Source organism: Nocardia sp. NPDC051750 (assembly GCF_044453135.1).
In the GTDB taxonomy this organism is placed as follows: Bacteria; Actinomycetota; Actinomycetes; order Mycobacteriales; family Mycobacteriaceae; genus Nocardia.
In genome coordinates this window covers 276,300-297,877 of record NZ_JBITCK010000004.1, presented here as the reverse complement: position 1 = coordinate 297,877, position 21,578 = coordinate 276,300, and the positions used below count along the sequence as shown (strand labels likewise).

Below are 21,578 nucleotides of genomic sequence, written 5' to 3'. Positions count from 1 at the left end.
ATGACCCGTGGCTCGATGCCCGGCCGGGCCGTCGGCCACAACCATCGCCGGTCGATCGGCGGGTATCGCGTCGAACAGGCCGGACCGGCGAGCGCCGGCGGCACCACTCATCGCAGGACAACACTCAGATGACCAGGACCCGATGCCCGCGCGTGTGACCGGCTCGGCTGTCGATATGCGCCGCCGCCGCGGCGTCGGCGAGGGAGTAGAACTTCTCGGGATGTGCACCTTTCCCCGTGAGATGAGGCCGGCGGCCTCGGCGAGCGCATCGAACAAGTTCCCGGCCACGAGGCAGCCTGGGAGGTGACCTCTGCGCGAGGAGCAGGACCCGGCTAGCGAGCCCGTCCATGTGGTCGTGCACCACACTGCCGAAACCGTTGGGCGTGCTGTCGCCGAATTCGCGGCGGGACCGGTACATACGGCGTTACCCTGGCCCGATGCGCACACGGCTCCGTCGGTACTGCGTAGCCTCGCTTACCGTCCTCGTCTCGACCGTCCTGTTCTGTTCGAACTCCGCCGCCGCACCGCGCTCCACCGCCGGTGGCCTACCACCGGTGGACCCCGGCTTCCTCTGGGGTGTGGCCGCCTCCGGGTTCCAGTCCGAGGGCCATGCGCCCGACAGCAACTGGACTCGGTATATCGCCGCGAACCCCGCCTATGACCGTCTCGGGAACTCGGTGGATTTCTACAGCCGCTACGAATCCGATATCCGCCTCGCCGCGGACCTGGGTGTCCGGGTATTCCGCATCGGCATCGAATGGGCACGCTTGCAGCCGGCCCCGGGAGTGTGGGACGAGGGTGCTTTCCGTTTCTACGACTCGGTGGTCGCGAGCATCGTCCGGGCGGGTATGCGACCCATGATCACCCTCGACCACTGGGTGTATCCGGGCTGGATCGCCGACCGGGGCGGCTGGCGCAGCCCCACCATCGTCGACGACTGGCTGGCGAATATGCGCTCCGTTGTCGACCGGTACGCCGCCCACGACCCGCTGTGGGTCACCGTGAACGAACCCGTCGCCTACATCTCCCACGAGACCGGCCACGGCAGCGCCGACGCCCCGCAGATGCTGGACCGGATCACCCAGGCGCACAACAGCATCTACGACTACATCCACCAGGTCCGGCCGAACGCCCAGGTGACCGCCAATGTCGGCTACGTCGCCGGGGCGGAGGCCCAGATCAACGGCCCGCTCATCGACCGTATCGGCGCCCGCCTCGACTACGTCGGCATCGACTACTACTGGGGATACGACCCGGCACGGCCGATCATCGAATCCCTCGGCCGCGCCGTGGGTTCCGCCGTCCCGCCGGGCCCCGCGATCTGGGATCTGCCGATCCGTCCCGAAGGTATCTACTTCGCCCTGCGCCATTATGCCGACCGCTTCCCGGGCAAACCGCTCTACATTGTCGAAAACGGTATGGCCACCGATAATGGTCTTCCCCGCGCCGACGGCTACACCCGCAGCGCCCACCTCCAGGACACCGTCTACTGGATCCAACGCGCAAAAGCCGACGGCATGAACGTGATCGGCTACAACTACTGGAGTATCACCGACAATTACGAATGGGGCAGCTTCCGTCCCCGATTCGGCCTCTACACCGTCGACACCACCACCGACCCGAGCCTCACCCGCCGCCCGACCGACGCCGTCGCCACCTACACCGGCACCATCGCGGCCGGTGGCGTCCCCGGCGACTACCGCCCCACCCACGCCCCGGCCCCCTGTTTCCTCGTCGACCCCCCGGCCAGCTGCCTACGCCCCGTCGCCGGCCCTCGCTGAATTCCCCGGATCGGCAGCTCGATAGAAATCCTCGCCACCGCTCGCCACCAGCATAGTCGGCGGCGCACGACCTGCGGAGTGATGAACGAGCGCGCCGCCCGGCACCGAGGACGTTCGTCCTGGCCGGCGCCACCGCCGGCGGCTACAACTGGTGGCACGCCGACCACGCCACGCCAGCGGACCCGAACCACCCCGACCGAGTGCTTCCGAACCGCTCTACGACTCCGGGATGGCACTACCGGTCACCGCCAAAGGCGACAACGGCCCCGGTCTCGACGCGAGCTCGGTCGCCGGGCTCCTCGAACAAGTCGGCCGCATCCCCAACGGCGACGTCACCTCATTTACCGAGAGGAGCTTGGGACCACCAGTGCCGGAGAAGCTCGTCAGCAGTGTGACCAGGCCATTTGACCTTGATCAGGTACTGTGCGCGATCCATGTCCGCCATGAACGAGAAGTAGGCGATGTGGAGGTTCGCGCCCTCCGCAATCGAAGCCTCGGCCGGCACGGTCATTTTCGCGGTTCCGGCGAGCGTGGGGTTGAGCGCCAGTTTCTCGGTATCCTCGATTTCCGGTACCTGGTACGTGTTGTGCAATTTATCGGAATTCAACTCGGCCTCCGCAGCCGAATAGTCTCCGAAATCCTCGATGGAGAAAACGATCCCGGAATCGTCCATATGCGCACAGGAGATCTCGCCGTGATCAACAGCGCGGCACGACACGTCACGCCAACCTCGATCGGACGGCTCCGCGGGTACGAGATCAGGGAATGCGTCCCGCGTGGTTTGCGCAATCGTCCAGGGCGACCTGGTGTTCTCGTAAACGGCTCGGACGACGAAGACAACGGCTGCGACGCCGACAAGCATCACCACCAGGCCGATGATCACGGCTGGTACGACCGGGAACCTTCTTCGACGCACCGGGGCGTAGGGCTCTGAATTATCGCGGGGCGCCGCGTACGGCCCTGGACCGGGCTGAGCGGCCGGTGGCACCCACTGCGGATGAGCCGGACCCACCGCGCCCACCTGCTGATATCCGATCGGTGCGGAGTTGTATACGGTCGGCGAGATTCGCGCGTAGTCGAGCGTTTCGTCTCCACCCCGGCCGTCGAGCGCGGCAGCGGCCGCGGTGATGAATTCGGTACAGGTGGGAAAACGCTGCTCGCGCTGTTTGGCCATCGCCCGCCCCAAGACGGAGTCCAGGGCCACGGGCAGACCGGGGCGGACCGTGGCGAGCGGGGGCACCGGTTGGGTGAGGTGGCCCATCACCACCTGCCCCGGATTCGTCGCGGCATAGGGTGGCCGCCCGGCCAGTAGCGCGAACAGCGTACAAGCCAGTGAATATTGGTCGCTGCGGTGATCCACCGTTTCGCCCGACAACTGCTCGGGCGAGCCATAAGCCAGCGTCGCCGTGAACGTACCGGTAGCTGTCAGTTTCGTATCGGTCGAATCCGTGAGCCCGGCGATACCGAAATCGGTGATCACCGCCCGGGCCTCCTGGAAATCGTCACCCTGGGCGATCAGGATGTTGGCCGGTTTCACATCACGGTGCAGAATCCCGCGGCTGTGCGCGTAGTCCAGCGCCGAGGCGATCCCGGCGAGCAAACCCACCACGCGCTCCGGTGGCTGCGCGGCAGCATCCCAGGACGCCGCATCCATGCCACGAATGAACTGCATCGCGATCCACAGATGCCCGTCCTCGATACCCCGATCGAGAACTCCCACGATCCCCGGGTGCTCCAGCCGGGCAATGACATCGGCCTCCCGCTCGAACCGGCGAGCCAGCTCGGGATCGGTGGACACCTCCCGGTTCAACAGTTTCAACGCCACACTGCGTGGCAGACGCGGATGCCGGGCAAGATAGACGGTCCCCATCCCACCTTGGCCCAGAACACCTTCCACCTGGTATCCGGCGAAGGTGGCACCCACCCCCAGCATTACGACTCCCTCTGTCACCAGCGAACGTGCCGACGGTACCGCATGGGGCGCCCCTTGCCCGGCTGGGCATCCACCGTGATCCCGCACCGAACCACACATGATCGCCGGACAAAGCCCGGTAAGCTGCGGAAACCGGCGGCACCTGCCGGCTCGTGACGAGGCTGGGGAGGATCGTGCGCAAGAAGTTCAACACCACCGGACCATGCACTCCGAAACGGCACTACATGGTGCCGGCGCTCGAACGCATCCCGGACGCCCGGACTTACGTCGACGACGGCGAGTACTTCGTGGTGCACGCACCCCGGCAAACCGGTAAAACCACCAGCCTGGCCGATCTCGCCCGCACCCTCACCGCCGAAGGCGAGTATCTGGCGGTCCATTTCTCCTGTGAGGCCGCCAGTTCCTTCGGCGACGACATCAGCGCTACCGAACAGGGCATCCTGGACCGGATCCGAGCCTCCGCGCAGGTGGCCACCGACCGGCCGGAGCTGCTTCCGCCGACCCCCTGGCCGGATGCGGCACCCGGAACAGCGCTGGTCAACGGGCTCACCGCCTGGGTCACCCGGTGCCCACTGCCCCTGGTGTTGTTCTTCGACGAAATAGATTCACTCGTCGGCGCGAGCCTGACCAATATCCTGCGGCAACTGCGTGACGGCTACACCATCAACCGCGACGGGTTCGTGCACTCGATCGTGCTGTGCGGACTGCGCGATGTGCGCGACTACAAGGCCGCCTCCGGTGGCGACCCGTCCCGCCTGGGTAGTTCGAGTCCGTTCAATATCAAGGTCGAATCCGTTCGCCTCGGCGATTTCACCCGTGACGAAGTCACCGCCCTGTACGGCCAGCACACCACCGAGACCGGCCAGCAGTTCAGCCCCCGCGCCGTCGATCTCGCTTACCACTACACCCAGGGCCAGCCGTGGCTCGTCAACGCTCTCGCCGCCGAGATCATCCGGAAGATGCAGGTCACGACCACGATCACCGACGACCACATCGACCAGGCCAAAGAACGGCTGATCGTCGCCCGCGCCACCCACCTGGACTCCCTCGTCGACAAACTCACCCAACCCGCTGTTCAGCAGGTCATCGAACCCCTCATCGCCGGTCTCCCGATCGATGCGGACCCCGCCTTCAACGACGCTGTCGCCTACGTGCGCGACCTCGGGCTCGTCACACGCACGAAACCACTGCGGGTGGCGAATCCGATCTACAACGAGGTGCTGATCCGCGTTCTCGGTTCGGGTATCGAGGAGAACATCCTCTCGGGGCCGTCCCAGTTCCGGCTCCCCGACGGCCGCCTCGACTTCCCCCGCCTGCTCACCGAATTCGCCGACTTCTGGAAACTTCACGGCGAAATCCTCGCCGGCGATCAGCGCTACCACGAAGTCGCCCCGCAACTCGTCCTCATGGCGTTCCTGCACCGCATCGTCAACGGCGGCGGCTATATCGACCGGGAATACGGGGTCGGCCGCGGCCGCATCGACCTGATGATCCGCCAACCCTGGACGGACCCCGACGGCCGGCGCGCTGAACAACGACTCGCCTTCGAACTCAAAGTCTGGCGCGACAAACACACCGACCCCCTCCCTCAGGGCCTCACCCAGCTCGATCAGTACCTCGACCGCATCAACCTGCCCACCGGGGTCCTGGTGATCTTCGACCGCCGCAATAAGGCGGCTCCGATCACAGAACGCACCGAGTTCAGCGAAGTCGGTTCTCCGGCGGGCCGGACCATCACCCTTTTGCGGGCATAACGGCGTGCACCGACGGCTGTCACGCGAAAGCCCCGGCTGTCAGTACCCGTACTTGTCTATCCGGACGGCGGTACGGTAGGCGATCCAGCGTCCCGTTGCACCCAACGAGGCGAATATCAGGCCGGTTGCCGACACCAGTGCGGGAGGTCCGAGAATCACGGCGCGAGGGAGGAAGGCGAGCCCTTTGGCTGTGACATAGAACAGCGCACCGGCAAAGAAAAGCGTACCGATCGACGAGCAGATGATGGTCAGCACCCGTCCGGCGCTTCTGCTGGCCAGCAACAGGGAAGCGGCGGTGAACCACAAAAGCATCAGAATCAGGCAAAGAGCGGATCCGAGCACAGAGGCAGCCCCGTCGCCACTGGCCTGGACTCCTTGCCAATCACCGATGATCGTTGCGACGAGGACAAAAAGCACCGCCGCCGGAATCAGCCCCACAATCAGCGTTGCGATCCCCGCGGCAACAGCCGTCGCTTTCGGGGGCGCCGAGCCGAGTTGCACCGCGGGATCGCCGACGTAGTGGTCTGGATCCTGGTGAGAAGCACCCCATGCTCCCGCGCTCATCACCGGCGCATGCGGAGCGGGCACCCCGTGACCGTGCGGCGACATGTTCAGCGCGGTGGGCGCCGAACGTGCCAGATCAGCCGCGGTATGCCGGCCCGCGAGCGCATCCACGGCCGCGGCGCTGAATGCCGCGCAGGAGGGGAACCGCTCGTCACGGTTCTTGGCCATCGCCCGTTCCAACACCGCGTTCATCGCCGGCGGCAGATCAGGCCGGGCGGCGGTCAGCGGCGGCACGGGCTGCGCGATATGACCCATGACGACCTGGCCCGGGTTCGTCGACGCATATGGTGGACGCCCGGCAAGGATCGCAAACATGGTGCAGGCCAGCGAATACTGGTCGCTGCGATGATCGACGGCTGCTCCGGACAGTTGTTCCGGTGATGCGTAAGCGAGGGTGGCGGTGAAGGTTCCGGTGGCCGTGAGTTTCGTATTGTCCGCATCGGTGAGACGTGCGATACCGAAATCGGTGAGTATCGCGCGGATCTCGCGGAATCCGTCGGCCTCGGCAATCAGGATGTTGGCGGGCTTGACATCACGGTGCAGAACTCCGCGACTGTGCGCGTAGTCCAGGGCCACTGCTGTTTCGCCGAGCAGGCGAACTACCGTGGCGGGAGACTGACCGGCCGATTTCCAAGACGCCGCATCGGTGCCGCGAACGTACTGCATCGCGATCCACAAGTGACCGTCGTCGGCACCGCGGTCGAGAACTCCGACGATTCCGGGATGTTCCAGGCGAGCCACCACATCGGCTTCCCGCTCGAACCGCTGAACCAGCTCGGGATCGGTGGACACCTCCCGGTTCAACAGTTTCAACGCCACACTGCGTGGCAGACGCGGATGCCGGGCAAGATAGACGGTCCCCATCCCACCTTGGCCCAGAACACCTTCCACCTGGTATCCGGCGAAGGTGGCACCCACCCCGAGCATCGACACTCCCTCTGTCACCAGCGAACGTGCCGACGGTACCGCATCGGCCGGCCGGGTCGCCGACCGCGATCGATACCGAGCGCGGGACTCGGCGGCCCCGTGGCTGTCAGTAGCGGGCGTCGTCTTCGATATCTTGCAGTGTGCGGGTGGCATGGTCGATCCAGCCGGCGAATATCGACGCGAAACCCGATGCTGTGGCGGGGCGGAATTCGAGATGGGTGCGGTTGCGTTGTTCGACGTAACGGCCGTCACCGGTGAAATCGAACCATTGCAGGGCGCGGTGGCGGCGGTGCGGGGCGAGGAAGTTACCGAGGCGCAGGACGGCGCGCCCGGCGCCGTCGCGGGGGCGGGCGACCAACTCCTGGAAGCGCCGACGCGGGCTGCGGGGGTCGGTGTGGGCGACATACCCGCTCTCCTCGGCGGGTCCGATATCGGAGAGGTCGAAGGTGGCGGACTTGTCACGGCCGGGTTCGCACGGCGGGATCCCCGCGGCAACGGCGGTGGGGAGCTGGTCGGCCCGTAGCAACTGGGCACGGATATCGCTGTCGGTGTCGTGGACCGCGGTCTGACTGAGCACGACGGCGTGGCTGTGGGTGCGGGCGCCGACGAGACGCAGATCTTTGCTGGTGCGGCCGTCGCCGCCACGGTGTTTCACCGACCCGAACCGAATCTCGATCCGCATATCGCAGTGCTCGAGCGTGTGTACGAGCAGCGCGATCCGCTCGCGCTCGTCGATATCGAGGCCGGCGCGGACAGCAGCGCCGTGGGCCTCGAGACCACCGACGGTGGGGAACCGGCTGCGGTAACGCAAAGGCGACGGCATCCGGTCGCGGCCGGGGTCGAACCAGTGCGCGGCGAAGGTGTCCGGGTCCCAAGTCCAGGTCATGCGAGTGTAATCCATTCCAGAAGAGGCGAATTCGGGCCGGTGATCGGTCGACCACGGCCGAAGCGGTAGACGGTCTCGGCGAGGCGGTATCACGGGGGTGGCGGCGGCCGGGTGCTGCGATCGATGCGCGGCGGTCGCGCACCGGTCCGCCACTCGGCGGGTGAGCGGGCCCGGAACCCGGATACCAGGCGGGCCGGCCGGCGTACCAGTGCACTCCCGGACTGGCCCGGCGGTCAGGAACCGGGTGGTCGTTGAACGGGCTGCGCGGCGGGAGAATCCGCGCCCAGCACACCTCCGGGGACCGTCCGCGGTTCCTCGCCGAGGAGTTCGGCGGTGTTCTCCTCGTTGATCAAATATTCCGGCGTCTGCCGGTCGCGCTGGTCGTCGCCGCCACCACCGCGACCCGCTCCGGGCGCACCCATCATCGGCATCCCGCCCCGCGTCCCGGGCGAGCCCGACGGGGAACCCGCAGCCGCCGCGGCGGGCATCCCGGCGGGTGCACCGGGTGTGCCCTGCACGGTGCGGCCTGGCATCGGCGCGCCCGGCACACCGGGAGTTCCCGCCGGCGAACCGGGGCTGCCCGGCGAACCGGGCGGAGCACCGGTCGTGGTCGACGACGGCGTCACCGCCGGGCTGCCGGTGGTCTGCGGAACCGTCGACTGTGGGGTGCTGGATGCGGTATCGGTTGAGGTGGGCGTCTCGGACGTGGTGTCCTCACCCGCCGGCTGCTGCTCGCCCGGCTGCTCTTCCGGGTTCTGCTCGCCCGGTGCCTCCGGATCGGTGGTATCACCGGGTTGCGGAGTCCCGGGGTCGCCCGAGCCGGGCCCTCCGGGATCACCCGGACCACCAGGATCGCCCGGGCCCGGCGCCTGCACGGCCGCCGGATCCTTCGGCTGGGGCAATACCGGAATCTGGGAATCCGCATTGAGCACCGGACTCAAGTACGCGGACTCGAAGTGCGCTCGAATTGCGGCCTCGGCATCACCCTCGGGGTCATCGCCGTCGAACCAGTCCCCCGGATTCCACGAGGACTGCGGATCGTGCACCCTCGGGGGCATTTTGCTCTTGGTGTCGATCACTGCTGTGGCGCCGTCGTCGACACGGTTCGCCATCCGCTGGAAACCCAGTGTCGCGTCCACCGCATCGGTCGCATAATCATTGATCGCCTGCCGCGACACCTCCGCGGCCGGACCTTCCCACGCCGACTGGCTGGACCGCCGGATCCGCGCCGCGAACGTGGTGATGGCTTCTTGCCAACCGGAGGCAATACTGGCGTAATCGTCGCTGGCAGACGACGCCTCCGTCGGAACCATACCCTCGAACGCCACCACGATATCGTCCTGCGAGCGGCCCCCGACATTATCTTTCGCATCCTGTGCAACGATCCGCGCCTGCTCATAACCGGGGTCACTCATGACTTCCCCTGAAATCCCTGCGGCGCCGACGCCATCACCTCGTTGTACCGCGACGCGAACTCACTATCGGACTCCACATACCGCTGCGCGATCACCCGATGCAACTGCTGAATACCCTCGACAATCAGGTAGTGCCGCTCCAAAATAGCGTGCACACTGTTTCCTGCGGGGTCACCCTTCGCCTTCTCACGGAACCGCTGGACCAGGACCTTGCCCGATCTGATCCAACCATTCGGGTCCTCACCCAAACCCCACACCTCACGATCCGCGATCCGATCGGCAATCTGCTGGAACTCGCGGATCTTGTCCTTCATCGCCTGGCAGTCGCGGTCGATATAGACGAATTCCTCCGCGTTCATGCGGATATCGTCACTGAACGACATCGACAACTGGCCCTCATTTGCCGCATCGATCTGCGTCTGGAACGGACGCGGCTTCTCTTCATCCGCCATAACCCACCCCCGCATCAGTGCTCGAATAGTTCACTACCACTCCCCCTATGCGTCTTCCGGAACCAGCGGAAGAACCTTCTCCGCCAATCGCATCGCAATGTCACATGGATCCTGATCTCCGGTCAACCGATTGGAGGACGGATTGTCGACCGCGAATTCGAGGCTTCCGCCTACCAGCTCTGCATTCAACCCGCAGGCCTCCGGTCCGGTGGACTGGGTGAGAATCGCCTTTCGGCCATCCACCACAACCTCCCGGCTACCCGGCACACCCCGCTTCCGAACCATTTCGATGGTCAGATTCGTCGCGCTGATACTTGTGGCGTAGCCATCGGAGACCACCCACCGGCAACCGCTCCACGCGATATCACCGCGTCGCATCTCATCCGTCGACGTCGAACTATTCGTCGAATGCAGGCCCTCGGTATCCAAAATTTCCTGCGGAATATCCGTGCACGGATCGAACTTGTCCGGAATCTGCGGCGCGGCCACCGAGATACCCGACGGCTCCGCGGACCCCTCCGTCGACGTTCCGCACCCCGCAGCCAGCAGCACCACACCGATCCCGGCGGTCACCCCATACGCCGACCGTCGCCAGATGCCCAATTCGTTCCCCTTGCGCCGATCCTGGAACACCTCCCGCAAGACCGGACCGGCTCCTCCGCCCCCGCGAGCTCACTCCCGAACCTATCGGACGCCCGTCCAGCGCCGCAAGCGGACCCGCGGCCACCACGAGGTGGTGAGAACCGCACAGCCTCGACTCGAACACGGCAGCTCGACCAGGCCATCTGAAGCATCGGCGGCGGCCGTGGCGCGGGCTGCCGGCAGTTCCGGTCATGCGCGGTCCGGCCATCGTCGAGGAACGAGATCACCAGGACCTCGGCGCCCCGGCCGACCATGTATTGCACCGCGTCGAGTGCGCAAACCGCCAGACCCAGATCAGTGCGAAGTCCAAGGCCCCGGGTGCTTCCTCATCCGTGCAGTGAAGGCCGCCCATTCTGCCGAGGTGAACATGAGTATGGGCCCGATGGGGTTCGTGGAATCGCGGATACCGACAAGTCCTGTGTCGAGCCATGCAGCTTCGACGCAGTCTCCACCACTTCCGCTGTGTGATGACTTGAACCACTGCGCGTTCGATAGATCGTTCTTCACTGGTCGTATCTCCTTGCTATCTTCCTGATCCGATCGCGCGAACGAATATCATCCAGGGTTGCCGACCGGAGCGTGTCGTACAACGACCGGAAGCGTTCTACGTCGTCGGCCTCTTCGAACGTCATCGACCCGATGGCACCCTCGGTATGCACCACGGAAGGCTCCTTATCCGGAAAGTCGAGCACGATGAACGGCGGAACCACATGGCCGGTCGGAAGCCCCGCAGTGAAAGGAACGACTCTGAGCACGACGTTCTCCTGAGTGCTCGCATCTGCCATATGCCGACACTGCGCAGCCATGGTGCGATTCGAGCCGACCACCGTGTGCAGGATGCTTTCGTGCAGCAGGTACTCGAGGTGAACCTTCCGACGTCGCTGTACCAGTCTCACCCGACGCTGGACCCGCATTTCGACCCATTTGTCGACCTCGGATTCTGGATCATTCGGCGCCGAAGCGCGGTAAACGGCTCTGGCGTAGTCGGGTGTTTGCAGAAGCCCCGGAATCAGCAGTGGCTGGAAGAATCGGAAGTCCGTGGCGTACGACTCCAACTCGAGGTATGAACTGAAACCCTCGTGAAGAAAGTGGCGGTAGTTCTGCCACCACACTTTGTTCTTCGCCTCGGCCGCCATCGCCATCAGATAAGCCGTGCGGTCCTTCGGCAGACAGTAGTAACCGCAGAGGTATTCGACCTCGCGAACCTTGACCTTCTCGTACTGTCCCAGCTCGATCCGGCTGAGCGTCGCCCGGCTGAACTCGGTTTCCCGCGCCACCTGGTCCAGCGTGGACCCCAGTGCGTGGCGGGCGTCGCGCAAGGCCCGCCCGAGTTGTCGGCGCGGCAGTGTGGTGCCGCTGAGATCCGCCTTGCCCGGCATAGCGCCTCCCCTGTTTCTCATTGGAATCGCTCGGCGTTTCTCAGGTCGAGAATCATCGTAGGCCTGCCCCGGGAGCCGTGCTGGGCATATACACCAAACCTGCGAAGGCCTCTCGGCGAGCATTTCCGAGCCCCTGACGTGCAGCAACCTAACCACATGCCGAAGAAACACGGAAGCCGTTGGCGCAAACGAGCATTACCGCAAATGCATGGTGCCGATCCGATGAACTCCACCCGGTTCGGCGCGATTGCCGATGGGTTTTCGTGCTCCGCACACGCCAGCCCGCCACTGCGAAGAGCGGCTGCCGGTCAGCCGACGGCAGAACTCGCGAGGCCGGCTCCGGCGGCTCCGGGCACCCGGTACACGGAGGCCGACGGGTGGGTGGCCGCGTGGCGTTGCGGGTGCGAGTGCATCCAAATCCTGCAGGTGCGCTTGTCTTCCGGCGCTCCGGTGGAACTGGCGACCCCCGGTCCCTACGTCCCGGATCTCTCGGAGATGCGTGACCGATTCCCCGAACACACCCGATTGTGGGATGCGATCCGCCGTGAGTTTTGGGCGAGTACGAACCCGGAGGACCGCACCGGATGAGGACCATCCAGTACCCCGACGACGAATCCCTCGCCGAAATCACCGCGCACTACCTGCTCGCCATGCCCGCCGGGTTGTTGCCCATGCTGTACGGGTTCCGGTTCGACGGCAATTCGATCGATACGGACTGCGTGCGAGTCGAGTTGGACCGTGATCGCGGGCCGGACGAACCCAACCCACTGCACGTGAAAGCCGCCCACCTGCGCACCGTTCTCGGAGCCGGGATGTTCGGATTCGGTTTCGTCTTTCCGGTGTTCGCCGATCAACTCGACGCCCGTCCGCACAACCGCCATATTCCCGCACCGGTCCGGGCGGCGGCCGAGCGGTTGCCCGCCGCCGAGGATCTGATCGCCGCCGCGCTCATCGACGCAACCGGCCGGCAGTGGTGGGCGGTGGTCCCCCGGCACATCCCCGGCCTGGACCCGATCATTGTCCATCTACCCGCCGTTCCACCGGAGGACTGGCGAATTCCCGATGGTGACGGTATTCATGCTTCGCTCTGGACAGCCGCGCTCGCCCTAGACATAACCAACCACGCGGCCTTGCTGGGGCTGCGCACTGGTACCGAGGACTCGAATTCGGCCTGATGAGCACCGTGACTGCACCGGGCGCACCGTCGCGTGCGTACCGCGCTGCTCGGTGTAGCGCCCGTCACCGGCAATGTCGTACCACTCCAGGGTGTGTTCGGCCTGGTCGGCGGCTGGGCCGCCAACGTCCGTCAGTCACCCGCTTCTTCCGTCATGATGCGCAGAACACTCGATCGGCCCGGGAGCCGGCGCCGACCAGCCGTTGTGAAGCATAGACAGCTCGGCGCCGATGCGTCAGCGACACGATCCACCTGAACGCGAGCTGGTATCGTCCGACCAACCGGCTCGGCAGGAACGAAGGGGGGGTCGGGTGACGAGTCCGCTCCAGGTCGATATCGATGTGTTGACGAAAACCGTAACCGGGCTGAGGAATTCACAGCAGATCCTCGAAGACGCAATGAAGGCGATGGCCGATGTGGGGGCAGCGAGTATCGGCACCCAGGCCCTCGACGACGCCGCCGACAGTTTCCAGCGGCGATGGCGTTTCGGGGTGCAGCGCATCGGCGAGCTCTCCCGGACCACCGCCGACGGCGTGGATCAATGCCTTGCTGCTTATCAGGCGGTCGACAATACGACGGCGGCCGCTCTCGGCCAGGTCAACGGCACACCCGTCACCACAGGTGAACAGGGGCAGCCGTGACCGACAACCCGTACCCGAACCTGGGCTACAACCCGGTCCCCGGCGTACCCGACGATGTTGCCGGCCTGAGCAACCGGGTCAAGACCGCCGCCGACGCGGTGCGCGAAACCAACGACCTACTGGCCCGGCTCCGCAACAGTAACGACGAGGTGTGGCGGGGCCAGGCCGGTGACGCCTTCCGCAGCCATTTCGACGCCACTCTCGCCCAGGATCTGGGTTATGCCCAGAGTTCGCTGGAACGTGCGGTTACCGTCCTCGGGGAATGGAACACCGCACTCACCGGATTCCGCGACCAGGCCAAGGCACTGGATCAGGAAGCCGGAATTGCGGCCGCGAATGTCAACAAGGCCGTCACGGAAGTCCAGAACGCGAATGCCAATCCCGATCTCGGCTTGGCGAATCAACAGTTCGACGACCCCGCCGCACTACAGGCAGCACAGACCCGGCTCAACGCCGCCGTCGCACGGGTGAACGCGGCCAACACCACGCTCGACAACTGCCTGGGGGCACAGGATTCGATAGCCGCCCGGGTCCGCGATCTGGCCACCGAACACGAGAACGTCGCCAAACGGATCGCTTCCGACCTGGACACCGCAGCCAAGGACTTCGCTCCGAGCGAGCCGGACAAGAGCATCTGGGACAAGATCAAAGATGCGATCGGGGCAATCGGCGAATGGATCGACGAGCACCGGGAAGGAATCCACACCGCACTCTCCACCACCGCGGCCATCGCCGGCCTGCTCGCGCTGGTCACACCTCCACCGGTCTCCGCGATCGCGCTCGGGGTGTCACTGGCCGCGGGTGCCGGTGCGCTCGCTCTCGATTTCACCGATCCGCAGATACGGGAGGGTCTCATGTCCGGTGACCCGAAAGCATGGCTGACCGTGGGCGGGGATGCACTCAGCGTCATTCCCGGCGGCGCCGCCCTGGGCAAGACTGCGTGGGTCGGCGTCCGGGGTCTCGACGATATCGGCCGAATGGAGGGGATGCTGAACGCCTGGAAAGCGGGTGCGCACGACCCCGGCATCGTAATGAAAGGTCTGGCAGTACCGGTCGATTCGGCGCTCAGCGCAGCGGCGCAGAGCGCTCCGGCGATTGCCCCGGTCTACAAGATTCTGCAGGTGGCCGACATCGCCGGCACTTCCCCTTTACCCAGCGCCGCACCCGCTATGGCGATCCTGACCAGGGCCGGTTCGTCTGTGTACAAGCTGGCCGGCCTCGGCGGGGAGGAGTAGCGCACCGAGATGCCGAACGACAAACTACGCCCGGCCCCGACCATCGGTATCGATATCCCGCCCGGATACAACGAGATACCGCTCGACGACCTCGATACTCTCATGCAGACTGTCGGCCCGGTGATCACCGACTCCGTTCCCGGCCAGATGCGCGACGATGTACCGAATATACTGGGAACACTACATTTCATGCTCGCCACACTGGCCTCGAACAACGCTCTGTACAGCGGTATCGGCTTGCACCGCACCGCAGAACCGGAGGCCGGGCGAATGGCCGTCTCCTGGCTGACCGTTTCCTCCTTCGACTACGGCGAAGAACGGAACCCGCGACTGGTACTCAGTGAGCTGATCAAGGCCAAAGCTGACACGAAAGCACAGGGGAAACTCGCGATGGTGGAATCACCAACCGTCCCGATCCTCTACTTCGAGTGGACCGAAAAGCATGCGGCACCGGCTATCGCGAGCTATCCGGCGGCCGGAGATACTCCGGAAGTGTTTCAGATCGAGGCGACAGTGCCTTCCCGAGACGGCACCGCGATCGCCGTGGTGGAGCTTTCGACCGCCGACCCCGGAATCGGGCCGCAATACCGCGGGATGGTTCTCGATATGGCGGCGTCGGTAACCTTCCCGCAACCGCCATCGGACAGTCGGAGTTCCAGTCTTGCGCTCTGACGGAACACAGCAACGAAACATCGCGGCAGCTCACCGGGCCGGAGCCGGGACTGAGGACTCAGCAGTGAATCTGGATAAGCGCCCAGTAAACCCCATGAGGCACAAAATACGCGCCGGCGGCAGCACCGGTGCCCGTGCCGGCACCAAAAACGCCACAGACGACCTCATGGCGGGTGGTTGGGCGACACCCTACGCCTCGAAGCCACTCAGGTACACGCTGGTCGCCATTGGCTTCCTCCTGGATATGCTGCTGCATATCGCGGTGGGCGCAGCAGTGTGGTACACCTTCGACCACTCCCCGGAGCCACCGTGGAATCCGATCATGTCGGGTGTGTTCGCCGGTATCGCCGCCTCGTTCGTCCACCGCACATTCGTCCAGCGAATAATCAGGACCACGCTCGGTAAGATTTTGTTCGGCCTCCGGCTACGGCAGAAGGACGGCACCTATCCGACGCTGGGACAGCTGATCAAGCAGTGGTTCATCGGTATTATCGCCGCACTGGAGGTTGTGACCACCTTCGGTTAACCGGATTCAAATGGCGGCGTCCAACCTAAAACACCCGTTCATTACGACCTGACCGGCGTGGCCAATCTCTTCCGGGCTCGCCCCAGCGGTTACCGGCGCTAAACAAGCCCACGCAACACCAGCCCGGAACTGCACGCCTCCCGGTCCCCAAGCCCGATGCCATGGTGGAAGTTCTGATCGATTGAGGACATGAGAAATGAGACGCTCGTGCCTGATTCGCAATTTCCTAATCCGCTCGACCTTGAAATTGATCTACTCCTGGGCATGCGCTGCGAAGACAGCCTCAAAGAGTCGAAGCTCCAAGAGCTCGGAATAAGCTTCGGCACAGCAAAGGACATAGCCAAGCAGGTAGATACGAAACTTCAGTTCGGTCGCGATCAGTTCGAGAACCTCCGCAGGATCCTGGATATCGATCCCGGCAGTGGAGAAAATCCGACCCTGTCCTATCGCCTGAACCTGTGGCCCGATTTCAATTTCGTGGTCACGAGCGAATCGGGCCACTGGTCGATGGCTCGTTTTGTACGGGCGGCAGATGCTCCGGCCCCCGACCTGTCAGCGCCAGGCAACCTCGAACCGTGGAGCGTATGCATTCAGGATCTTGAGAGTGAGTTCCCGACGCTTCGCTGCACGGATGCATTCCCACCGTGGGAAGAGTTCATATTCGAGGATCTCTCCGGCGTGCGGTACGGCGCAGATTTCAGCTATGGACTGCTCCAACAGATCGAAGTCTTGCCCGGAAAACAGAGTCCTATGTAAGGACCCGGCTCAGCAGGGGTGGAGACGCCGGTCTTCCCCGGAGTACCACCAACTCCCGGACGTTGATATCGGGGTGTGGGCGCTCGGCAGTAGATGCCGTGGGAGGAGGGCACTATGCCCACAGTGCGCCGGTTCTGGATCGAATTCGATGCAGGCCACGCAGCCGTTCTCTGGTGGGGCAGGTATACCGGTGTAACCGGCTTCGATGAGCGGGACTGCCTTGCGATGGTGGCGGATCTGCTTTCCGATGGAGACGAGTTACCCCCGGCGCGCCGTATCACTGCCGATATCTCGCTGGCCCAGGAACTCCCTGTGAACCGGCTCGCTCTCGGAGTTCCTGTGTGGCGAGGCGTTTGGTATCCGCCCAGTAATCTCCGGACCGGGCCTACGTGGCGTCCCCGCGGCGTCGGCCGAAATCCCGCCGCACCCACTTTCGGTCCGGAGCGCCTTACGAATTCGCCCACGCAGCCGGGAGCCAGTATGCGCCCGGACCCACTGCCGCCGTGGTGGGACGAGATTCCGCATGTCGACAGTCTGCTGTGGCCGGTCGGCAATATGCCCTACACCCACCTCGGGGATCAGATGTGGCGTTACGCACCGGAACTGCGCAAGGCCATCATCAGCGAGCCGGGCTACGGGGGCATGGTGCGCGAAGCCCTCGACTGCGTGATCGCGCGACGACCGGCACCGAGCGATTGGTTCGACCCGGACACGACCGCGTTCGTTGATCAACAGCAGCAGACCGAATATCTGCGCGCCTTCCGCGACTACCTTTTCGGACACCATCCGTATCCGATCTACCCTCCCCTCAAACGGCTTCTACCCGAGGGGGAAATCACGCCATCCGTCGACCGGGCACGAGCGCCCGGGGCGTCCGACAACCTGTAATGCCGCCTAGCGGGCGGCGAGCGGCCCGCCGAGTGCCGATCGTGCACGCCGGATATGACACAAGGTCTTCAGGCTCGACTACCTCGCCTTCAGCCCGTCGAGAGCCCGCTGTGCTTGGCTGCGGGCGATGGCACCGAGCTCGTCCAGGCTCACCTGGGGCTCACCGAGCTGCCGTAGAACAGCGATTTTCACTTTCACCGAGACGTTGCTGTCCTGCACGCCCACGATATAAGTCATTCCACCGTAGTACTCCTGGTCTTTTACCCAGGTCGCCCAGTAACCCTGGGCACCGAGTCCGGTGGTCGCTCCCGAGGCATGGCCAGGTTCGGCGTCGGCGGTGTGGCCGCGCTTCCATTCGTCGTAGGCGGGAGCGGCTCCGGTCGCGGTGAATTCGGCTTCGAGTTCTATGCCCACCTGGTAGTAGTGGGCATCATCGCTGGAGAGGGTCTGGTAGGTGAATTGGCAGGTCAGGTCACCGGCTCGGTCGAGGGTGCCCGGCGGGTTCTCGACGTGGTAGGGCGGTTTGTCCGGTGTGGACGACCACCGGTGCAACGGTGTGGGGTCGACCAGGTCGCACGCGTTGGTGATTCCGCTCATCGAATAGATTCCCGGCGCCGGTACCGGGGTCGCTGTCGTGGTGGGCGGGGTCGTGGTGCTCGAGACCGCGGCCTCGGACGCGGCGGTGATCGCCCCGGGCTCACCATCACTGCCACCCCCACTGGCGACAAAACCGATCACCACGCCGAGGGCCAGCACCAGCACCAACGCCAGGACACCGGCGATGATCAGCCCCGTCCTGCTGTTACCGGTCGGCGGTGGCGGATACGAGGGCTGCGGCGGATATCCCGGACCGGGCGGGCCCAACCCGGTGACCGGTTGACCGGGGGCAAGCCCCGGTGGAGGTTTGCCCGAGTCCGGGGGCGCCCAGCCACTTGCCGGCGGAAATGGTTGCCGATCAGTGGGTTCGCTGCTGCCGGGCATCGCCGGACCGCCGGCTTCGTGCCGGGAATCGGTCATCCCCCGTCGTCCCTTCGATTACGCAACGGCCGCACACCGGCCGCACTCGCGCACCGATCGTATTCCAGCCCGCGCCGAGCCGTCGTCACAGTCGCGACCCGTGGGAAGCGGTGGCCGCTAATTCTGGTGCAAACCGTCCAATGTCCGGCGCACCTGGGACCTGGCGACCCTATCGATTTCGTCCCGGCTCACCGGAGGCGAACCCTGCTCCCGCGTCAGATTGATCCGCACCCGCACACCGACATTGCCGTCCACTACCTCCACCGTGTAGTAGATGTTCTCGACGAGATCGCCGAACTCATCCGATATCCAGCAGGCGCGGGTCCCGAGTCCGGTGATCTCGCCGATCGTCACTCCGGTGGAGGCCGGTTTCGTGCAGAGGTGGCCGAACGAGGGCGTGCCCGCGGCGATTTCGGCCTCGACGAGCATGCCGGCTTCATTCATGGAGAACTCGGCAAGCACGTCATCGGTACGGCTGGTGTAGCTGACTTCGCAGCTCAGGAGGCCGTTGGAGTATCCGGACGGCAGGGTCTCCTCATGCACCGGAGCGTGTTCCGGCGTGGGCGACCACCTGGTCAACGGTGTGGGATCGACCAGATCGCACGCATTGTCGATCCCCCTCATCGAATAGGTCCACGGTCCCTGCCGCGCGGTCGTCGACTCCCCCGCCGACGCATTACCACCCCCACCGCCGCCGGGTCGACCGTAGCCCCCGCGGCGACTTCGGGGGCTACGTACTGGTTGTGAACGGACGGACCCATCGTCACGTAACTCCCTCGAACAGCCAAGATCAGCCGACAGCCGGCGGACCGGCACGGCGATTCCGGGTCCGCCCAGCGTTCTTGCGTGAACCGGCGAGGCGCAGACCGGAACAGCCGGAATCCGCCAGAGCGGGGATCGCACGACCCCCACGCACCGTCACCGCTCCCGGTTCGAGGTGGGCGGACCGAACGGTCCAGCAATCGGCTTGTTCCGTCGCGACTTCGAGACCGCAGACCGTGCACACCAGATTCGGCCCCTGCGTGCCGGACGGTCCGCAACAGCCCGACCGCCGGACAGGATCCGGGTGCGGTGCGACACCGCGCAGATTGCGCGGGTTCACGAGGATGCTTGGAAAACGCCGAGCTTCAGGCTGTCCGGCCGACTCGGAGTGCGGCCGCGACGTCGACTGCGCGGCGGGCATGGTAGCGGGCCGCTTCCAAGGCCACTTCACCGGGCGCGCCGGCGCCGGCCACGTGGGAGGCGCCGTACGGATTTCCTGATTCGAACTGAATGGGGTCGGTGTAGCCCGGGGGCACGATGATGCCGCCCCAATGGTAAAAGGTGTTACTCAGCGCCAGCAGGGTGGATTCCTGTCCACCGTGGGCGGTGTTGGACGCGGTGAATGCCGAGTACACCTTGTTCGCGAGCCTGCCGTGGAACCACAGGGGGCCGGTGGTGTCGATGAATGTCCGCAGTTGGCCGGCCGGGTTGCCGAAGCGGGTGGGGGTGCCGAACAGTACTGCGTCGGCCCACTCCAGGTCGTCGTGCGCGGCCTCGGTGACATCGGCGGTGTCCTTCAGGTGCTGGGCCCATTCGACGCGGGCGTTGATCGTCTCCGGTGGCGCCGTTTCGGCGACCTTGCGCAGCCGGACCTGTGCGCCGTGCTTCTCCGCGCCCTCGGCGGCGGCCCGCGCCAGAGCGTGCACGGTGCCGGTGGCGCTGTAGTAGATGATCGCGACGTTCACCGCGTCCATGATCGACTCACTTCCTGCCGGGGTTGTGGTGCGGGCCGAGTCGGCACCGCCCCCGCCCAGTACGACGACACGGCCCCGCGGAATGTGAGGCGAGGTGCCGGCCTCACATTCCGCGGGGCTGTCTCGTCGTTGTGGTGAGCGTCGCCGGGCAAGAAGGAGGTTGCGACATCATGTCAACGGAACCGCAGCGGGCGGACGACCGATCCGATGCGAGCCTGGACGCGATCATGAGTGAGCGCCGTCAGCTGATCAATCTCGCCTACCGGCTCCTCGGTTCCCTGGCCGACGCCGAGGATGTCGTGCAGGAGACCTACGCCCGCTGGTACGCCATGTCCCGGGTACACCAGCACGCGATCGCCAACCCCGCTGCCTGGCTGACGAAGGTCGCCGGCCGCATCTGCCTCGACCTGCTCGGGTCGGCCCGCGTCCGGCGGGAAAGCTATGTGGGCGAATGGATTCCCGAACCGCTACCGGACCGCAGAGAATGGGCCGGCGGCCGGTCCGGCACCGACCCCGCGGACCGGATCACCCTGGACGAGTCGGTCAGCATGGCCTTCCTCGTCGTGCTCGAATCGATGACCCCGGCCGAGCGGGTGGCGTTCATCCTGCACGACATCTTCCGATACCCGTTCGCGGACGTGGCCGAGGTCGTCGGCCGTAGTCCCGCGGCATGCCGCCAACTGGCCACCTCGGCCCGCCGCCGCGTCGATACTTCGCGGGCACCCGTGGCTCCGGCGACTCGGCAGGCCGGACTCGTCAGGGATTTCAAGCAGGCGTGGGAGGCTCAGGACATCAGAACCCTGGTCGGGCTCCTCGACCCCGACGCCACGGGAATCGCCGACGGCGGCGGACTGGCCGCGGCCGCACTGCGCCCGATCGAGGGCGCCGGACACATCGCCCGCCACCTCGCGGACTTCGTCGGCAGAACACCCGGCCTGACGATCCTGGAACGCACGGTCAACGGCCGGCCCGGGCTCGTAGTCGAGGCGAATCGGACCACAGCGACGGTGGTCGCGTTCGATATCGCGGACAGCCGGATCACTCGACTGTGGGCGGTCCGCAATCCCGACAAGCTCCGGCTGTGGACGATCGGCTGACGCGCCGGCGCAACCACGCGGCCGAGATGTGATGTGCCACACGCCCCGTCACGGCGGCCAGCGGTGGCTCGTCCAAGGGGTTGCCAGGTCCACTGATCAGAAA

General features: G+C 65.4%; 21 protein-coding genes and 1 pseudogene. 10 read left to right on the top strand and 12 right to left on the bottom strand.

The window, feature by feature from the left end; all coding sequences use genetic code 11:
• Positions 1-124 precede the first annotated feature (124 nt).
• Positions 125-285 (bottom strand): annotated as a pseudogene (locus ACIA75_RS19760) (zinc-binding dehydrogenase); the annotation flags it as partial.
• 152 nt (positions 286-437) lie between these two features.
• Here ACIA75_RS19760 and ACIA75_RS19755 point away from each other — a divergent pair.
• The gene (locus ACIA75_RS19755; protein ID WP_397105924.1) at positions 438-1,781 is read left to right on the top strand and encodes a family 1 glycosylhydrolase; all 1,344 of its coding nucleotides are present in this window, start codon (positions 438-440) and stop codon (positions 1,779-1,781) included.
• A 337-nt stretch (positions 1,782-2,118) separates the two neighbouring features.
• Here ACIA75_RS19755 and ACIA75_RS19750 read toward each other — a convergent pair whose 3' ends face one another.
• Positions 2,119-3,714, bottom strand: a complete 1,596-nt coding sequence (locus ACIA75_RS19750; RefSeq protein ID WP_397105922.1) for a serine/threonine-protein kinase — start codon at positions 3,712-3,714, stop codon at positions 2,119-2,121.
• 173 nt (positions 3,715-3,887) lie between these two features.
• On the opposite strand from ACIA75_RS19750, the gene ACIA75_RS19745 reads away from it, so the two are divergent.
• A complete protein-coding gene (locus tag ACIA75_RS19745) occupies positions 3,888-5,468 on the top strand; it encodes an ATP-binding protein (protein WP_397105920.1) in 1,581 nt (526 codons plus the stop codon).
• A 39-nt stretch (positions 5,469-5,507) separates the two neighbouring features.
• On the opposite strand, the gene ACIA75_RS19740 is transcribed toward ACIA75_RS19745, so the two are convergent.
• The 7 genes from ACIA75_RS19740 to ACIA75_RS19710 all read right to left on the bottom strand — a co-directional run bounded on the left by ACIA75_RS19740 (position 5,508) and on the right by ACIA75_RS19710 (position 11,733).
• Complete coding sequence (locus ACIA75_RS19740; protein WP_397105918.1) at positions 5,508-6,959, bottom strand: protein kinase; 1,452 nt, start codon at positions 6,957-6,959, stop codon at positions 5,508-5,510.
• Between the two features lie 106 nt (positions 6,960-7,065).
• The gene (locus ACIA75_RS19735) at positions 7,066-7,845 is read right to left on the bottom strand and encodes an ESX secretion-associated protein EspG (protein ID WP_397105916.1); all 780 of its coding nucleotides are present in this window, start codon (positions 7,843-7,845) and stop codon (positions 7,066-7,068) included.
• A gap of 233 nt (positions 7,846-8,078) precedes the next feature.
• Entirely contained in the window at positions 8,079-9,260 is a 1,182-nt protein-coding gene (locus tag ACIA75_RS19730) for a hypothetical protein (protein WP_397105913.1), read from the bottom strand.
• Positions 9,257-9,712, bottom strand: coding sequence for a hypothetical protein (locus tag ACIA75_RS19725; protein ID WP_397105911.1), 456 nt, complete (start codon positions 9,710-9,712; stop codon positions 9,257-9,259). The genes ACIA75_RS19730 and ACIA75_RS19725 overlap by 4 nt, the downstream gene beginning before the upstream one ends.
• Before the next feature lie 45 nt (positions 9,713-9,757).
• A complete protein-coding gene (locus tag ACIA75_RS19720; protein WP_397106696.1) occupies positions 9,758-10,264 on the bottom strand; it encodes a DUF3558 domain-containing protein in 507 nt (168 codons plus the stop codon).
• A gap of 384 nt (positions 10,265-10,648) precedes the next feature.
• Complete coding sequence (locus ACIA75_RS19715; RefSeq protein WP_397105909.1) at positions 10,649-10,861, bottom strand: DUF397 domain-containing protein; 213 nt, start codon at positions 10,859-10,861, stop codon at positions 10,649-10,651.
• Positions 10,858-11,733: a helix-turn-helix domain-containing protein gene (locus ACIA75_RS19710; RefSeq protein WP_397105906.1), complete on the bottom strand. Its 876-nt coding sequence runs from the start codon at positions 11,731-11,733 to the stop codon at positions 10,858-10,860. Before ACIA75_RS19710 ends, ACIA75_RS19715 begins: the two co-directional genes overlap by 4 nt.
• A 584-nt stretch (positions 11,734-12,317) precedes the next feature.
• Here ACIA75_RS19710 and ACIA75_RS19705 point away from each other — a divergent pair.
• The 7 genes from ACIA75_RS19705 to ACIA75_RS19675 all read left to right on the top strand — a co-directional run bounded on the left by ACIA75_RS19705 (position 12,318) and on the right by ACIA75_RS19675 (position 17,625).
• Positions 12,318-12,908, top strand: a complete 591-nt coding sequence (locus ACIA75_RS19705; RefSeq protein WP_397105904.1) for a hypothetical protein — start codon at positions 12,318-12,320, stop codon at positions 12,906-12,908.
• A gap of 310 nt (positions 12,909-13,218) precedes the next feature.
• Positions 13,219-13,548: a hypothetical protein gene (locus tag ACIA75_RS19700; RefSeq protein ID WP_397105902.1), complete on the top strand. Its 330-nt coding sequence runs from the start codon at positions 13,219-13,221 to the stop codon at positions 13,546-13,548.
• Complete coding sequence (locus tag ACIA75_RS19695) at positions 13,545-14,783, top strand: hypothetical protein (protein ID WP_397105900.1); 1,239 nt, start codon at positions 13,545-13,547, stop codon at positions 14,781-14,783. Before ACIA75_RS19700 ends, ACIA75_RS19695 begins: the two co-directional genes overlap by 4 nt.
• A 9-nt stretch (positions 14,784-14,792) precedes the next feature.
• Positions 14,793-15,455 carry a hypothetical protein gene (locus ACIA75_RS19690; RefSeq protein WP_397105898.1) on the top strand — a complete coding sequence of 221 codons (663 nt, stop codon included), beginning with the start codon at positions 14,793-14,795 and terminating at the stop codon, positions 15,453-15,455.
• A gap of 64 nt (positions 15,456-15,519) precedes the next feature.
• Positions 15,520-15,981 (top strand): RDD family protein, encoded by a 462-nt coding sequence (locus tag ACIA75_RS19685; RefSeq protein ID WP_397105896.1) that lies wholly within the window; start codon positions 15,520-15,522, stop codon positions 15,979-15,981.
• 207 nt (positions 15,982-16,188) lie between these two features.
• Positions 16,189-16,737 carry a hypothetical protein gene (locus ACIA75_RS19680; RefSeq protein WP_397105894.1) on the top strand — a complete coding sequence of 183 codons (549 nt, stop codon included), beginning with the start codon at positions 16,189-16,191 and terminating at the stop codon, positions 16,735-16,737.
• A 480-nt stretch (positions 16,738-17,217) separates the two neighbouring features.
• The gene (locus ACIA75_RS19675) at positions 17,218-17,625 is read left to right on the top strand and encodes a hypothetical protein (RefSeq protein WP_397105892.1); all 408 of its coding nucleotides are present in this window, start codon (positions 17,218-17,220) and stop codon (positions 17,623-17,625) included.
• Between the two features lie 78 nt (positions 17,626-17,703).
• Here the strand turns inward: ACIA75_RS19675 and ACIA75_RS19670 are convergent, their stop codons facing one another.
• The 3 genes from ACIA75_RS19670 to wrbA all read right to left on the bottom strand — a co-directional run bounded on the left by ACIA75_RS19670 (position 17,704) and on the right by wrbA (position 20,378).
• On the bottom strand, positions 17,704-18,642 hold the full coding sequence (locus ACIA75_RS19670; protein WP_397105890.1) for a hypothetical protein: 939 nt from the start codon (positions 18,640-18,642) through the stop codon (positions 17,704-17,706).
• A gap of 117 nt (positions 18,643-18,759) precedes the next feature.
• Positions 18,760-19,266: a hypothetical protein gene (locus ACIA75_RS19665; protein ID WP_397105888.1), complete on the bottom strand. Its 507-nt coding sequence runs from the start codon at positions 19,264-19,266 to the stop codon at positions 18,760-18,762.
• 503 nt (positions 19,267-19,769) lie between these two features.
• Positions 19,770-20,378 carry an NAD(P)H:quinone oxidoreductase gene (gene wrbA / locus ACIA75_RS19660; RefSeq protein WP_397105886.1) on the bottom strand — a complete coding sequence of 203 codons (609 nt, stop codon included), beginning with the start codon at positions 20,376-20,378 and terminating at the stop codon, positions 19,770-19,772.
• A gap of 170 nt (positions 20,379-20,548) precedes the next feature.
• Between wrbA and sigJ the strand changes: the two genes are divergently transcribed.
• Positions 20,549-21,475: an RNA polymerase sigma factor SigJ gene (sigJ, locus tag ACIA75_RS19655; RefSeq protein WP_397105884.1), complete on the top strand. Its 927-nt coding sequence runs from the start codon at positions 20,549-20,551 to the stop codon at positions 21,473-21,475.
• Positions 21,476-21,578 lie beyond the last annotated feature (103 nt).

What these genes read in the sequence shown, in the direction of transcription:
- ACIA75_RS19705 (WP_397105904.1), top strand. Translation starts at nt 12,318, where the DNA reads ATGAGGACCATCCAGTACCCCGACGACGAATCCCTCGCCGAAATCACC.
- ACIA75_RS19735 (WP_397105916.1), bottom strand. Translation starts at nt 7,845, where the DNA reads ATGACCTGGACTTGGGACCCGGACACCTTCGCCGCGCACTGGTTCGAC.
- ACIA75_RS19710 (WP_397105906.1), bottom strand. Translation starts at nt 11,733, where the DNA reads ATGCCGGGCAAGGCGGATCTCAGCGGCACCACACTGCCGCGCCGACAA.
- sigJ (WP_397105884.1), top strand. Translation starts at nt 20,549, where the DNA reads ATGTCAACGGAACCGCAGCGGGCGGACGACCGATCCGATGCGAGCCTG.
- ACIA75_RS19670 (WP_397105890.1), bottom strand. Translation starts at nt 18,642, where the DNA reads ATGACCGATTCCCGGCACGAAGCCGGCGGTCCGGCGATGCCCGGCAGC.
- ACIA75_RS19750 (WP_397105922.1), bottom strand. Translation starts at nt 3,714, where the DNA reads ATGCTGGGGGTGGGTGCCACCTTCGCCGGATACCAGGTGGAAGGTGTT.
- ACIA75_RS19755 (WP_397105924.1), top strand. Translation starts at nt 438, where the DNA reads ATGCGCACACGGCTCCGTCGGTACTGCGTAGCCTCGCTTACCGTCCTC.
- wrbA (WP_397105886.1), bottom strand. Translation starts at nt 20,378, where the DNA reads ATGGACGCGGTGAACGTCGCGATCATCTACTACAGCGCCACCGGCACC.
- ACIA75_RS19730 (WP_397105913.1), bottom strand. Translation starts at nt 9,260, where the DNA reads ATGAGTGACCCCGGTTATGAGCAGGCGCGGATCGTTGCACAGGATGCG.
- ACIA75_RS19690 (WP_397105898.1), top strand. Translation starts at nt 14,793, where the DNA reads ATGCCGAACGACAAACTACGCCCGGCCCCGACCATCGGTATCGATATC.
- ACIA75_RS19725 (WP_397105911.1), bottom strand. Translation starts at nt 9,712, where the DNA reads ATGGCGGATGAAGAGAAGCCGCGTCCGTTCCAGACGCAGATCGATGCG.
- ACIA75_RS19740 (WP_397105918.1), bottom strand. Translation starts at nt 6,959, where the DNA reads ATGCTCGGGGTGGGTGCCACCTTCGCCGGATACCAGGTGGAAGGTGTT.
- ACIA75_RS19675 (WP_397105892.1), top strand. Translation starts at nt 17,218, where the DNA reads ATGCGCCCGGACCCACTGCCGCCGTGGTGGGACGAGATTCCGCATGTC.
- ACIA75_RS19665 (WP_397105888.1), bottom strand. Translation starts at nt 19,266, where the DNA reads ATGAGGGGGATCGACAATGCGTGCGATCTGGTCGATCCCACACCGTTG.